The 14253-nt window shown below is 29.4% G+C and carries 12 protein-coding genes; 7 read left to right on the plus strand and 5 right to left on the minus strand.

Annotated elements, in window-relative coordinates:
* Positions 1-22: 22 nt before the first annotated feature.
* Both Q1A46_RS00430 and Q1A46_RS00435 read right to left on the minus strand, forming a co-directional pair.
* On the minus strand, positions 23-643 hold the full coding sequence (locus tag Q1A46_RS00430) for an acyloxyacyl hydrolase (RefSeq protein ID WP_299672722.1): 621 nt from the start codon (positions 641-643) through the stop codon (positions 23-25).
* Positions 644-1420, minus strand: a complete 777-nt coding sequence (locus Q1A46_RS00435) for an amidohydrolase (RefSeq protein WP_299672725.1) — start codon at positions 1418-1420, stop codon at positions 644-646.
* A 145-nt stretch (positions 1421-1565) separates the two neighbouring features.
* Here Q1A46_RS00435 and Q1A46_RS00440 point away from each other — a divergent pair, with 145 nt between their 5' ends.
* From Q1A46_RS00440 to Q1A46_RS00450, 3 genes are all read left to right on the plus strand, one after another.
* Positions 1566-4316, plus strand: a complete 2751-nt coding sequence (locus Q1A46_RS00440; protein ID WP_299672728.1) for a PD-(D/E)XK nuclease family protein — start codon at positions 1566-1568, stop codon at positions 4314-4316.
* Between the two features lie 304 nt (positions 4317-4620).
* Positions 4621-6963 (plus strand): T9SS type A sorting domain-containing protein, encoded by a 2343-nt coding sequence (locus tag Q1A46_RS00445; RefSeq protein WP_299672731.1) that lies wholly within the window; start codon positions 4621-4623, stop codon positions 6961-6963.
* Positions 6964-7287: 324 nt separating this feature from the next.
* On the plus strand, positions 7288-7470 hold the full coding sequence (locus Q1A46_RS00450) for a hypothetical protein (RefSeq protein WP_299672735.1): 183 nt from the start codon (positions 7288-7290) through the stop codon (positions 7468-7470).
* Between the two features lie 39 nt (positions 7471-7509).
* On the opposite strand, the gene Q1A46_RS00455 is transcribed toward Q1A46_RS00450, so the two are convergent.
* Both Q1A46_RS00455 and Q1A46_RS00460 read right to left on the minus strand, forming a co-directional pair.
* On the minus strand, positions 7510-8106 hold the full coding sequence (locus tag Q1A46_RS00455) for a hypothetical protein (RefSeq protein ID WP_299672738.1): 597 nt from the start codon (positions 8104-8106) through the stop codon (positions 7510-7512).
* Positions 8107-8122: 16 nt separating this feature from the next.
* Positions 8123-8653: a GNAT family N-acetyltransferase gene (locus Q1A46_RS00460; protein ID WP_299672741.1), complete on the minus strand. Its 531-nt coding sequence runs from the start codon at positions 8651-8653 to the stop codon at positions 8123-8125.
* 137 nt (positions 8654-8790) lie between these two features.
* Between Q1A46_RS00460 and pgk the strand changes: the two genes are divergently transcribed.
* The 4 genes from pgk (at position 8791) to Q1A46_RS00480 (ending at position 12724) form a co-directional block, all read left to right on the plus strand.
* Positions 8791-9978, plus strand: coding sequence for a phosphoglycerate kinase (pgk, locus tag Q1A46_RS00465; RefSeq protein WP_299672745.1), 1188 nt, complete (start codon positions 8791-8793; stop codon positions 9976-9978).
* 247 nt (positions 9979-10225) lie between these two features.
* The gene (locus tag Q1A46_RS00470) at positions 10226-11266 is read left to right on the plus strand and encodes an NADP(H)-dependent aldo-keto reductase (protein WP_299672748.1); all 1041 of its coding nucleotides are present in this window, start codon (positions 10226-10228) and stop codon (positions 11264-11266) included.
* A 3-nt stretch (positions 11267-11269) separates the two neighbouring features.
* Positions 11270-12373, plus strand: a complete 1104-nt coding sequence (locus Q1A46_RS00475) for a DUF695 domain-containing protein (RefSeq protein WP_299672751.1) — start codon at positions 11270-11272, stop codon at positions 12371-12373.
* A 33-nt stretch (positions 12374-12406) separates the two neighbouring features.
* The gene (locus Q1A46_RS00480; protein WP_299672754.1) at positions 12407-12724 is read left to right on the plus strand and encodes a cytochrome c; all 318 of its coding nucleotides are present in this window, start codon (positions 12407-12409) and stop codon (positions 12722-12724) included.
* Between the two features lie 80 nt (positions 12725-12804).
* Here the strand turns inward: Q1A46_RS00480 and Q1A46_RS00485 are convergent, their stop codons facing one another.
* Entirely contained in the window at positions 12805-14232 is a 1428-nt protein-coding gene (locus Q1A46_RS00485) for a S41 family peptidase (RefSeq protein WP_299672757.1), read from the minus strand.
* Between the last annotated feature and the right edge of the window lie 21 nt (positions 14233-14253).

Raw genomic sequence — 14253 nt, forward strand, 5'->3', positions numbered from 1 at the left:
AATAGGAATAAAAATGATTCATTTAAAGTTGAAAAGAAATTCCAGATTCAATACCAAAACTATTATGTCCTTTATTAGGAGAAGCAAAATTTAAATTAGAATTGTGTCGCAAAGTCAATCGAAAATCAAATAGTATTCTTTTTTGTTTCCATGAAAATCCTAAACCTAGGATATCTGAAAAAGCAAATCCTCTTCTTAAACGTTCTGTATCTTCATTAGAAATCATTGGGCCCACACTACCAAGTAAATAAGAACTGAAATTTGAAAATACATTATAGCGAACTAAAATTCCGATGTTTAAAGCATATTCTTCAAAAGCTCTCCTTTTGGTAAATTTTTCTCGTAACTCTAAATAGTTTTCAGTTGTTGGTAAAACAAATTGCTCGTTTAATAATTGATGATTGGCAAAGTATACACTAGGTTCTATTAAAAGCTCAAAATTGAAATTATCTTTAAGTGTTAACGGATAATTGATTTGAACTTTTAAATACTGATTGTCATAATCGTAATCAGGATCATTTAACGGAAAGCTATTCTGTGTTGCTCTTCCGTAATTTAAACCCAAGTAAATTTTACGCTCTTGAGAAAAAAGTGTTATAATCGTTAGATTGAATAAAAAAAACAAGAAAATAGATTTTTTCATTTATAGCAAACTAAATTTATCTCGATCTTTTAAAAAACCAAGTTTTTCTCGAACAGTATCCTGTTCATTTTTTTGAAGTTTCAATGTAATTGTACTTTCTAGTTCGTTATTTTCTTCAGACAAACAATTCCCTAAGCAATCGTAAACAGCAGAATGACCAACATATTCATAATCATTGCCATCTAATCCAATTCTGTTTACACCAATGGTAAAACTCATGTTTTCTATCGCTCTAGCTTTTAATAAAGCATCCCAAGCGTTAATTCGTTTTTTAGGCCAACTTGCGGTATATAAAAGTAAATCATAATCTTCTACGTTTCTAGACCAAACAGGAAAACGTAAATCGTAACAAATAAGCGGACAAATTTTCCATCCTTTGTATTCCACAATTAACTTTTGAGTTCCAGAAGTATATGTTTCGTGTTCTTTAGCTAAAGTAAACGTATGTTTTTTATCGTAATATTGAATTTCACCTGATGGAAAAACAAACAACAAACGATTAAAAAATGCATCATTTTCTTCAATAATAATACTTCCAAGTATAGCAGCATTTTTTGCTACGGCTGTTTTTTGCATCCATTGTACAGAAATACCATCCATTTTTTCAGCCAAATTACTAGCATTCATAGAAAAACCGGTAGTAAACATTTCTGGTAATACGATAAGATCTACAGTATCAGAAATATGATTTATTTTCTTTGTGAAGTTTTCTAAATTTTTAGTCGGATTTTCCCAAACTAAATCAGATTGTAATGCAGCAACAGAAAGTGTATTCATTTGTATTTAGTTGAAATCAAAAATAACATAATTATTGTACTTTAGAAATATATCAAGTTACCATGTTATTTCTGTATTCTTAAGAATAACATTATTGACTTAACTTTGTATTCTCAATTTAAAAATTCAAACAGAAATAAAATAAATGCAAACATTTATTCAGGAAACAATTCAAGACATCTTAAAAACGACGCAATCTTTTCAAGATGTAACTTTTGTATTGCCATCGAATCGTGCTGGAGTTTTTGTAAAACAAGCACTAAAAGATGCGCAAGTAAAAGGTTTTTTTCCTGAAATATTGAATATTGAAGAGTTTACAGAAGAAGTGTCTGGAATTCGTAAAGTAGATTCAATACAATTACTGTTTTATTTCTATCAGATTTACAAGAAAGTTGAAGAGAAACCAGATACGTTTGATGTTTTTGCTTCTTGGGCATTTACAGTGTTACAAGACTTTAATGAGATCGATCAGCATTTAGTAAATACGAAAGAAGTGTTCGTTTACATTCGAGATGTAGAACGTTTAAAAAAATGGTCGGTAAAAGGTACTTTTCAAGAAACTGAATTAATAAAAGATCACTTTGCATTTACTGAAAAACTAAACGAATATTATAATTTTTTCTATGAATATCTGATTGAAAATAAAATCGGATATCAAGGATGTTTGTACAGAGAAGCAACTGAAAAACTAGAAGGATTTTTACAACAATCTGGAGATAGAAAGTTCTTTTTTATTGGATTTAATGCTTTAAACAAAGCAGAAGAATTCATGATAAAACAAATGTTGTTGGAAGGAAATACTGAAGTGTATTGGGATATTGATGAAACGTTTTTGTATTCGAATCATCAAGCAGGTGCATTTATCAGAAAATATAAAACCAGGTGGAAATATTATCAAACAAATGAAATAAAAACGATCGGAAATTGGTTTTCGCAACCTAAGAATATCGAATTAATCGGAGCTTCTAAAAATGTAACGCAAATGAAGTATGCAGGAGAATTATTATCGCAATTCTCTAGTCATGAAAATACAGCTTTAGTTTTAGCCGAAGAATCACAATTGCCAATCACCTTAAATTCGTTACCACAGAATGTAAATTCAGTGAATATTACGATGGGATATCCGTTAAAAGATATGCCTTCAACAAGTTTGTTTTTGTCGTTGTTTCAACTGTTCATTACACAAGAAAGACTTCAGAAAAAAGATGCGCAACAATTTTATTACAAAGAAGTAGTAAAGTTATTAAAAGAACCTTTTGTTTATAAAATATTAACTACAGAAACCGAAGTTGTTTCCGAGCAAATTATAGGTGCAATTTTTACTGAAAACCGAACTTTTGTTTCTAAAACTTACATCGAAAGTTTTCTTAAAAATATAGACGAAACAAAACGAGATTTGATTTCCGATTTATTTTCAGAGTTTAAAACAGTAGATGCTTTTTTACAAAGAATTGTTCGATTTATAGATCATTTAAAAGATAAAGTAGAAGGATTAGAAAAAGAGTTTTTATTTCGTTACTATACAGCTTTTAATCAGTTACAAAATTTACAATTAGAGTTTGGTTATTTTTCCGATTTAAAAGTTTTATATCAGTTTTTTAAACAGCTTATTTCTTCTGAAAGTTTATCTTTCCAAGGGGAACCGTTACAAGGATTGCAGCTAATGGGGATGTTAGAAACACGTTTGTTAGATTTTAAAAATGTAATTATTACTTCGGTAAATGAAGGCGTTTTTCCAGCGTCTAGTAAACAAACGTCATTTATTCCTTTTGATGCAAAAGTGCATTACGGTTTGCCTAGTTATAAAGAAAAAGATGCAATTTTTTCGTATCACTTTTTCAGATTGATTCAAAGAGCAGAGAATATTTATTTGATTTATAATACAGAAAGTGATTCGTATGGAGGAGGAGAGAAGAGTCGTTTTTTAACACAATTAGAGTTATTAAAAGATAATGTAAAGCACACATTTATAAGTCCGAAAGTAACACAGCAAACCACAGAACAATTAGAAGTTCATAAAAATGAAGCGATTCTTGAACGATTAAAAGAATTGGCAACTAAAGGAATTTCTCCTTCTGCTTTAACCAATTATTTGTATAATCCGGTTGCTTTTTATCAGCAAAAAGTTTTAAAAATCAGAGAGTTTGACGATATCGAAGAAGAAGTTGCATTTAATACTTTAGGAACTGTTGTTCACGAAACGTTACGTGTTTTATACGAACCTTTTGTTGGAAAGTTTATCGTGAAGAATGATGTGTCTGTGATGAAGAATAAAGTTTCTGAATTGGTAGAACATTTCTTCGCAGAGTATTTTAAAAACGGAGATATTACTACAGGTAAAAACAGATTGATTTTTGAAGTTGCTGTTCGTTTTGTGCAAAACTTTTTAGATCAAGAAATCACATTACTTTCTGATACAAATAATGCCTTAAAAATTGTTGAAGTAGAAAAAGATTATGAAGCGTTTTTTAATGTAGACGGAATCGACTATCCGATTAAAATACACGGACAAGTAGATCGTGTAGATCAACTCAATGGAGTAACTCGTATTATTGATTATAAAACCGGTGTTGTAAATGCTTCAGATTTAAAAATTTCTGATATAACAGGTGTTATAGATTTTAAATATAGCAAAGCCATTCAAGTATTGTTGTATGCGTTTATGTATACGCAAAATAATCCTACAGCTGAACTTCAAATAGAAGCTGGAATCATTTCTTTTAAAAGATTGAAATCTGGATTTATGAAGTTAAATTTCTCTGAAAAGTATCGTGGACAAGACAACAATGTCTCCTTAGATAGAATTGATTCGTTTATCGATCAAATTAAAAAGTTAATTCAAGAGATTTACAATCCAGAAATATCATTTTTAGAACCTTCTGAACTTCCTTTTTAAGTGCGTAACAATTTTTTAACGTAAACATTTAAGTGCTCTTTTTACGAAAAATTAATTTCAAAATTTGTTAAAAAAAACGGGCAAAAAACTGATAGTCAAAACGAAAATAAAACAGGATCAATTTTCGTTATAAACCTAGGGTTTTTGTAGGATTTATGTGAATTTAAAGAAGCCAAATTTCTTATGTTTTTTTTAAGATTTTCTTAAGACTTTCTAAGCTACTTTTAGTCTCAGAAAAACAGAAAACAGAAACAGAAAGATGAAAACTAATTTACAACCACTATTACAATTTTTGCTACTCTGCATGAGTACTAATTTTGCATTTTCTCAAAACACAATTGTACCAGATGATAACTTCGAAAGAGCTTTAATTGCTCTTGGTTTAGATTCTGGAGATTTAGATAATGTAGTGCCTACAGCAAACATTAATCGAGTAGAAAATTTAGATATATCGTTTAGAGATATTAAAGATTTAACCGGTATAGAAGGTTTCACTGCATTAAAAAATCTTGAAGCTCAAGGGAACGATATTCAGACTATTAATTTAGCTTCAAACATAAGTTTAGAAACTTTAAACCTTGAAGGAAATTTATTAGAAGAATTAACACTATCTAATAATGTTCTTTTAAGAGAAATTAATGCAGCTAAAAACAAACTGAATCTTTTGGAAGTATCGAGAAGCATTCTTCTTGAAAGTTTAAAAGTTTCAGACAATCTGTTAACAATTATTGATGTTACTAAAAATAGTCAGTTAAAAACACTAGAAATTAATAACAATCAAATAACTGCAATGGATTTAAGTAGAAATACATTTTTAGAAATATTTGATGCTACTAAAAATTCATTCACAACTGTCGATTTAACAAATAACCGCTTATTAAAAGAAATAAGTATTGGAGATAATGATCTTACAACGATAGGATTACGTAATAATTTTCAGTTAGAGAAATTGTACTTGAAAAACAATACACTCACAGAACTAGATGTATCTGGAAGTCCCCTTTTAATTAATCTTGATGTTAGTAATAACGAACTAAATGCATTAGATATACTAGTACAATCTAATTTAGAATCTTTGTATGCAGATGAAAATAATATCGAAGCGATAACCTTATCAACAAATACAAAACTAAAAGTAATTAGTATAGCTTATAATAAGTTGAAAGAAGTTAATCTAAGAAGCAATAGAGATTTAGAAATACTTACTATCGATGGAAACTTACTTACTGATCTTGCTTTAAACCGAAATAGAGAATTATATTTTGTAAGTGCAGATGATAATAAGCTGTTAGATTTAAACTTAAGAAACGGAAATAATACTAACTTTTTAACTGGTGCTGCAGGTTCTAGTTTTAAAAATAATCCAGCTCTAACTTGTATCGAGGTTGATGATGAAGATTATAGTAATACAAACTGGACAGATTTTAAAGATGATATTGCTAGTTATAATAGATTTTGTAGTAGCAGTGTTGCTGTCATTAGAGATGAGAATTTTGAACAAGCATTAATTGATTTAAACATAGATGCTGGTGATATAAACGGAACTGTTTTAATTCGAAATATTGAAAATGTAGAGTTTCTTGATGTATCAAATAAAGGAATCGAAGATTTAAGAGGTATTGAAGGTTTTAAAGTTTTAAAAGAATTAAAAGCTCAAAATAATAAGCTAGAACTTTTGTCTTTAACAGGAAATAGAGATTTAAGAAAATTAGAAGTGTTTAATAATGAAATTGCTAATATTTTCTTAGGAAACGAATTAGAAGAAATAAATGTTAGTAATAATAAAATAAGGATTTTAGATCTATCTAGAAATGACAAATTAAAGACATTAAATGCTTCTAATAATGAAATAGGTTTTCTTGCAGTTAATGATAATTTAGAATATTTAGATGCATCAAATAATAGTCTTGAAAATCTAGATTTATCGAATAGTAAAATTAAAGAAGCAAAACTTCAAGACAATGAAATGCTTACAATAGGTTTAAATAACAATACAGATTTAACATATTTAAACCTAAATAATAATAAGTTGAGAATCATTAACACAAAAGATGCAGTAGCATTAAAAGAATTATACCTTAATTCAAATGAATTACTAACTATAGATGTTTCTTTAAATACAGGATTAGAGGTTTTAGATGTGTCTAATAACGAATTAATCATCCTTGATTTATCTGAAAATTCTGAGCTTTATAGTGTATATGTAAATGATAATAAGCTGGTTTCTATAGATTTAAAAAATGGAGGAAACACTAAAATCGATGCGACTTTATCAGATTTCACTTCAAATCCAGAGTTGACTTGTATTCAGGTGGATAATAAAACTATGAGTGATAACGATTGGAGAACAATTAAAGATAATACTGCTACGTATAATGAAAATTGTAGAGCGACTGCCTCTAATGAAGATAATGAGTTTGTTTTAACAAATACTGTAATAGCACCAAATCCTGTTCAGCAAATATTAAATATAAAGTCAGATAAAGAGATTAAATCGTTAACAGTTTATAATTTACAAGGAGCCAAAATATTAAGAGCTAAAAACACAAAAACGTGTAACGTTAGTCAATTATCTAATGGTTTATATGTGTTAAAGATAGAAACAGATAAAGGAGAAATAGGAATTAAACGTTTTGTAAAAAAATAAGACTTACAAATTATTTTAAGATATATAATTAATGTCTTTTTGAAGTTTCTAAAAAAACTCAGAGAGACATTTTTTAGTTAAAAAACAATCTTTTTTAACATAATTGATTGCACAATATTTATTGAGTTTTCATATTTTAGATATGAATTAAGTCATAAAGAAAAAGACTTAATTATGAAGTTGCTAGAGATAAAATTTTGCTATGTATTATTCTCTTTTTTTAGCTGAAAACGATTCGTTTTAAAGTGGTTCTAGGATTAATAACGTAGTGGGCTTTTATCAATACAACTCCACTCATTTATTAACCAATAAATATTAAAAATCATGTTAAAAAACAATTTTAAAAACTGGAAAACACTAAGTAAAAAAGAGCAAAAAACAATTAACGGAGGCGGTCAATCTTGTGCGAGTACGCATCACTGTGTAGCAACACATGAATCTGAAGGATGCGAAGACGTTTTCTGTATTAACAACAGATGTGTTTTTGTGCCAATTTCATGTATCTAACTTATAGTTTCAAAATGAACTTTAGATGACTTCTAAAGTTCATTTTATTTTCTTTCCAATAAACAAACCAGTGATAAAAATTAATACTCCCAAAAGCGGTAATTTCCAATGAAAAGGAGTATTGTTGACTAATTCAATAGTGTTTGGGAATTTTTTATTCAACAAGTAAAAGTCTTCATTCGGCTGATTTTTTTCTCCATTTTTAGGTTTTAAGTTATAATAAAATTCTTTAGTTCTAAAGCAACCAGATGTATAAAGAACTTTTTTACCATTAAGCTCAAAAGGTTCTTTTGAAGTTCTCGCATAAACTAAATATGAATTTACACTTATATTAAATCTAAAACAGCAATTTCCGGCTTCTTGATAAATCTCAATATACTTTTTGTTAGACCCTTTCCATTTCTTCTCTACTTCAAATTTTGCATACCAAAATCGAGTTGTTTTTACTTTTTGATCAGTTTCTTCGAATTCATAATCATATGTTTTTGTGTCAATCTCTTTAATTTCAATCAACCGTCCAATAAATATTTCGTCAGCCTTTTTTACTTCATTTTCAAATGTTTTACCGTTACAAAGACAGGCGTTAGAAATAAAATATGTCAAAAATAAGAATAGAGATGTAATACGTTTTAGCATCGTTTTTTAATAAAGTTTATATATTCATAATAACTACTTTCCACAATTGTTGTCCCGCTTCATAAGTACAAAGATCGGAAAACCCAATAGTTTCATGTGCTTTTAAAGACCGAGTATTATTAGCGTCAATTTCTGTGATAATACTTGTAAACTCACCAGAAAAAGTTGCAGCCATTGTATCATACAAACCTCTAAAAATTCCTTTTCCTCTGTATGCTTTATCAACACAAATTTGTCCCATTACAATAAAGTTCTGATGAATATCAAGTTTATCTATTTCATTAAACATAGGAATTAAAACAGGAATTTCATTTTTAAATGACGTAGACATCGATAGTGCATATGCGACAAGACTATCATTATCTTTTGCTATAATATGCGGATGAAGATCATGCATTTTAGTGAGTATTTCTAAATCATGTTCAACAGTAACAAAACCCTGTGTTTTCTTTTCTTCTTCATTAAGTTGTTTGGGTAAGTTTCGTTGTTGTAATGCTAAGATTTGCTCAAGTTCAGAAGTGTTAGAAGTTTTTGTAAAAGTGATCATAATTAAACAGAAGATTTACAGTAAACGTTTTCGTTATAAATTTAGAGAAATAAGCGTTTTTAATCGTGTTTTTTCTAATTTAGAATAATTATTTTTGTTGGAATCAACAAAAGAGCAAACTTCTAAAAACATAAAAAATGAAGACAATCAACGATTTTAATTTTGAAGATAAAAAAGCATTAATCCGTGTAGATTTTAATGTGCCACTAAACGATGAATTTCAAGTGACAGATGATACTAGAATTCAGTCAGCTAAGTCAACAATCATTAAAATTTTAGAAGACGGAGGAAGTTGTGTGTTAATGTCGCATTTAGGTCGTCCAAAAGGAGTAGATGCAAAGTTTTCTTTAAAACATATTGTTGATAAAGTACGCGAAGTAATTGGAGTGCAAGTAAAGTTTGTTGAAGATTGCGTAGGAGAAGCTGCTGAAGCTGCTGTTGCTGAATTAAAAAGCGGTGAAATCTTATTGTTAGAGAACTTACGTTTTCATGGCGAAGAAAAAGCTGGTGATGTTGCTTTTGCAGAACAATTATCAAAATTAGGAGATGTTTATGTAAACGATGCTTTTGGTACAGCGCATAGAGCTCATGCTTCTACAGCAGTAATCGCTCAATTTTTTCCAGAGAACAAATGTTTCGGACATTTATTAGCGAAAGAAATCGAAAGTATCGATAAGGTATTAAACAATTCAGAAAAACCTGTTTTAGCAGTTTTAGGTGGAGCAAAAGTTTCTTCTAAAATCACTGTAATCGAAAATATTTTAGATAAAGTAGATCACTTAATTATTGGTGGTGGAATGACATTCACATTTGTGAAAGCACAAGGTGGAAAAATAGGAGATTCTATCTGCGAAGATGATAAAATGGATTTAGCTTTAGAGATTCTTAAAAAAGCGAAAGCTAAAAATGTACAAGTTCACATTCCTGTTGATGTAATTGCTGCTAGCGCTTTTGATAATAATGCAGAAACTCAAGTTTCAGACGTAAATGAAATTCCAGATAGCTGGCAAGGATTAGATGCTGGTCCGAAATCATTAGAAAATTTTGAAGCTGTAGTAAACCAATGTAAAACAATTTTATGGAACGGACCTTTAGGTGTTTTTGAAATGGAAAGTTTTGCAAAAGGAACAATCGCTTTAGGAAACTTTATCGACAATGCAACTAAAAATGGAGCTTTCTCTTTAGTTGGAGGAGGAGATTCTGTTGCAGCTGTAAAACAATTCGGATTTGCAGATAAAGTGAGTTATGTATCTACTGGAGGTGGAGCAATGTTAGAAAGCTTAGAAGGTAGAGTTTTACCAGGAATCGATGCGATTTTAAATTAATAAGATTTATCAGATTAAAAACCAATTGTGTAATTGGATAAAAATTCTGTCAATTCGAGTGATTTTTTAGAGTAAAAGGAAAAAAAATTATATCGAGAATAAGAATTTTAACTTAGAAATAGTTCTCGAACTGATAATTTAAAATTGTTCAACTCCCTGAAATCACAGCAAGTTAATAATGTAGTAATGCAATAAAATAGTAGAAAATTAAAATACTGTTGCATTAGTAAATTAAATAATTGAGTACATGAAATACACAACATTACCAAATACCGATGTTAAAGTTTCTAAGATTTGTTTAGGAACAATGACTTGGGGAAATCAGAATACAGAAGCAGAAGGATTTGAGCAAATGGATTATGCCTTAGAACAAGGTGTGAATTTTTTTGATACTGCTGAGTTATATTCTGTTCCTGCAACTCCTGAAACATACGGAGCTACAGAAAAAATCATCGGAAACTGGTTTAAGAAAACAGGAAATAGAGATAAAGTTGTTTTAGCTTCTAAAATAGCTGGAGGTGGAGATTATACAGCGCATATTCGATCTGGAGGTTTAACAGGAAAGAATATTGTTGAAGCTGTTGAAGGTAGTTTGCAACGTTTACAAACAGATTATATCGATTTATATCAGTTACACTGGCCAAATCGTGGAGTAAACTGTTTTGGAGTACGTGATTATCCGTATAAAACTTCAGCAAAAGAAGCCGAAAATCATATTGAAATTTTAGAAACACTTCAAGGTTTAATTAAAGAAGGAAAGATAAAACATGTAGGTTTATCGAACGAAACTCCTTGGGGAACAATGAAGTACTTACAAGCTGCTGAACAACATGATTTACCTAGAATGGTAACCATTCAAAATTCATATTCATTAATTCACCGAGGTTACGAATACGGAATGTCTGAAGTTTCGATGCGTGAAGATATCGGACTTTTAGCATATTCTCCTTTAGCGCAGGGAGTACTTTCTGGAAAGTATTTAAACGGAGGAAAGCCAGAAGGGGCGAGAGGAACTTTATTTCCACGTTTTATTGCGCGTTACATGGGAGATGGATCTCAAAATGCAGTGCAAGCCTATTTAGCAATTGCAGAAAAACACGGTTTAACATTGTCTGAGTTAGCTTTAGCTTATATTAATCAGTTGCCATTTGTAACGAGTAATATTATCGGAGCTACAAGAATGGATCAATTAAAAGAAAACATTAATTCAATTCATGTTGAATTGACTGAAGAAATTCTAAAAGAAGTAGAAGCAGTGCACGCAGCAATGCCGAATCCAGCACCTTAAATTATGAGTTTATTAAAAAAATTGTTTTCAAAAAAAGAAAAAGAACAAGCAATAACATCGTATCAAGATTTTTGGAACTGGTTTTTACTTCATGAAAAAACGTTTCATAAAGTAGTTGCTAGTGGAGATTCCAACAGACTTAGCAAGGAGTTCTTTGATGTTATTGGTCCAAAATTAGATCAAATTAAAAAAGGAGTTTTCTATTTATCAGGAATGCTCAATGATACTACTGCAGATTTAATTCTTACACCAGATGGAAACTTAAAAAACTTTTATTTGGTGGAAGAATTAGTAGCTGCAAGTCCTAAGCTACCTAATTGGAAATTTCAAGCATTTAAACCAAATTTTGGTTTTAATGATTCTGGAATAGAAATGTATAATTATAAATTCAGTACAGAAAATATGTATTTCTATGCTGAGAACGATCAAGAATATCCAGATGAAATTTCGATAACAATAGTTCATGATGATTTATCGGAAGAAAATAAATCTGAAATAATCAACGGATGCTATATTTTTTTAGATAATTATTTAGGTGAGCTAAAATTTGCAACTTTAATAGATGTAGTTCATTTTAAAAGGAAAGAAGAAGCGACACAAGAATTGGTAAGTTTAGACAAGCTCGATAGTTTTTTAACTTGGAGAGAAAAAGAGTTTGTTGAAAAATATGAAGGCTTAAGAAGAGATACTGAAAACGATAATTACGGTAGTTTTGAAACTACGCTGAAAAACGGAAGTCCTTTTATGGCCATCATGAATACAGATCTTTTAAATTGGGATGCAAAAGCTTCTCATCCTTGGATCTTGCGTTTGAAAATACCTTATGATGGTGCAGAGAATAATGGTTTCCCGAATAAAGATGTATATCAATTGCTAAATGATTTTGAAGATGAATTAATGCTGTCTTTAAAAGATGAAGAAGGATATTTAAATATTGGAAGAGAAACGGGAGATAATCTTAGAGAAGTATATTTTGCATGTAAAGATTATAAAAAGCCATGTAAAGTTACAGATCAAATAATTGAAAATTATAAAGGGAAATTAGAAGTAGATTACGAGATGTATAAAGATAAATACTGGAAATATTTCAATAATTATATTCAATAATTGAGTTTAAAAAACAAAATATTTGCATCATACATGGTCGTATTCATTACGATCATGATGATGCTTTTTTCTTCTATGTTATTCTCTGAAACAGCAGAAGAAGAGCCAAGATTTTTTTGTGGAACTGTAGATACAATTACTGAAGAAAAGAGAGCTGGAAGAAAGCTTTTTAATGCAAATTGTGCTTCTTGTCATAGGTTAGATAAACATATTACAGGCCCTGCTTTGAGAGGTGTAAAGTTTGATTCACTTTCTTTACATGAATATTTGAGTTCTAAAAAACATCAACCTACTTTTCCACAGTTAAGTATCGAGCAAGTCAATGAAATTCTAAAGTATACTAAAGATTAAAAGTAGCTGTCTAAAAAACAATGTCATTCTGAATTTATTTCAGAATCTCACTACGCTAATTTTAAACAGTTTTTTTCAGTTTATTTCTTGAGAAGATCAATAGTTTGATCTATCCAACTTTTTTGATTGTTCAAATAGAAATCAGGAGCAATACCAATCACTTCATAAGCACGTTGTTTTTTGTATCGACTAGATGTACATGTTAATGTGAAATTGTAACAAGGAGTTTTTACAGCGCCAACTTCACCATAACCAACATAACCACCAGAATTTTCTCCAACTAAAATTGTTTTCTTACTTTGTTTTGCCCAGAATAAAAGGGTTTCACAAGAACTAGCACAATTTTTATTATATATAATAGCGACCTTTTTTACAGCATTAGGTTTAAATTTCCTACTCATTCGCCCTCCTTTCGATACAGAAATATAGGAATTCAACTTTGCTTTTTTCATTCGTTCTACTCTTTTTTCAAACCATTTTACTCGATCTTTATCAAAGTTTACAGTATCACTTTTTGCATCTTCGTACCAGCTTTCCCAAATTTTAATGTTGTCTTTAGTAATATATAAATCAACTTTATCGGTTTTAATTTTATTTGTGTACATGAATTCTAAAAGTGGGTTTACATTGGAATCGCTTCCACCACCATTATTACGAACATCAATAATTAAATAAGGTTGCTTTTTAATTTTATCGAAAGAAGCTTTGTATAGCGAATCGATTTTTGCAGTTCTTTTACCAGAAAAAGTAGGAATTCGTAAATAAGAAATACTATCGTTAATTGTTTTAAAATCGTAAGTAGATGGAATATCAATTGCATGGTTCACATAAGAATTTAAAGAGGTTTTAAACCAATAATCTCCTAGTACACCTTCTTTTAAAGAGAACCGGCTTTCGTATTTTACAGCATGATTTTTTAAATAACTAATTGCCAAAAACTCATTTGGAGTGGCTGTTTTTTTAAGCTCAAACTTTACTTGTCCTTTTTTCCAAAGTTTTGTTTTCGCATCTAAAATTACACCAACATAATCTCTCAATTTAGTTTTGCTAGGAATTACAGCAACGGTATATGCATTTTTAATCTCATAAATTCCAAGAATATTATCTATAGGATATTGTTTTTGATCTACTTTTTCTAATGGAATTGTTTCTCTAGAAGTATAGGTTTCTGAAGTTAAAAATTGCTGTAATTCTTCTTCATTATTTTCATCAATATTTTGACTTCTCATATAAATTGAAGAATGATTATCTCTAAAAAACTCTACATATTGTAATGTTAATTTATAACAATCGTTTTTCGTACTGACTTTCTTTGCTTTTTCAATTAAATTGGTTTTTAAGGAAGCATATGTTTCTTTTGTTTTAGAAGTAACATTGTCTTTAAATCCGGGAAGATTGTTTTCATAATAATTAATTACAAAATCTAAATCTTTAGAGCATTTACATTCTTCTTGAGCAAAAGAAAGATATGTTAAAAGTAGTAATGAAAGTGTAAGTAAGTTTTTCATATTTGATTTTTCAGTTGTCTT

The organism is uncultured Tenacibaculum sp., from assembly GCF_947502995.1.
Taxonomy (GTDB): domain Bacteria; phylum Bacteroidota; class Bacteroidia; order Flavobacteriales; family Flavobacteriaceae; genus Polaribacter.

Coding starts and splice junctions, on each gene's coding strand:
- Q1A46_RS00455 (WP_299672738.1), bottom strand. CDS start 8,106: ATGCTAAAACGTATTACATCTCTATTCTTATTTTTGACATATTTTATT.
- Q1A46_RS00480 (WP_299672754.1), top strand. CDS start 12,407: ATGGTCGTATTCATTACGATCATGATGATGCTTTTTTCTTCTATGTTA.
- Q1A46_RS00470 (WP_299672748.1), top strand. CDS start 10,226: ATGAAATACACAACATTACCAAATACCGATGTTAAAGTTTCTAAGATT.
- Q1A46_RS00475 (WP_299672751.1), top strand. CDS start 11,270: ATGAGTTTATTAAAAAAATTGTTTTCAAAAAAAGAAAAAGAACAAGCA.
- pgk (WP_299672745.1), top strand. CDS start 8,791: ATGAAGACAATCAACGATTTTAATTTTGAAGATAAAAAAGCATTAATC.
- Q1A46_RS00440 (WP_299672728.1), top strand. CDS start 1,566: ATGCAAACATTTATTCAGGAAACAATTCAAGACATCTTAAAAACGACG.
- Q1A46_RS00435 (WP_299672725.1), bottom strand. CDS start 1,420: ATGAATACACTTTCTGTTGCTGCATTACAATCTGATTTAGTTTGGGAA.
- Q1A46_RS00445 (WP_299672731.1), top strand. CDS start 4,621: ATGAGTACTAATTTTGCATTTTCTCAAAACACAATTGTACCAGATGAT.
- Q1A46_RS00430 (WP_299672722.1), bottom strand. CDS start 643: ATGAAAAAATCTATTTTCTTGTTTTTTTTATTCAATCTAACGATTATA.
- Q1A46_RS00460 (WP_299672741.1), bottom strand. CDS start 8,653: ATGATCACTTTTACAAAAACTTCTAACACTTCTGAACTTGAGCAAATC.
- Q1A46_RS00450 (WP_299672735.1), top strand. CDS start 7,288: ATGTTAAAAAACAATTTTAAAAACTGGAAAACACTAAGTAAAAAAGAG.
- Q1A46_RS00485 (WP_299672757.1), bottom strand. CDS start 14,232: ATGAAAAACTTACTTACACTTTCATTACTACTTTTAACATATCTTTCT.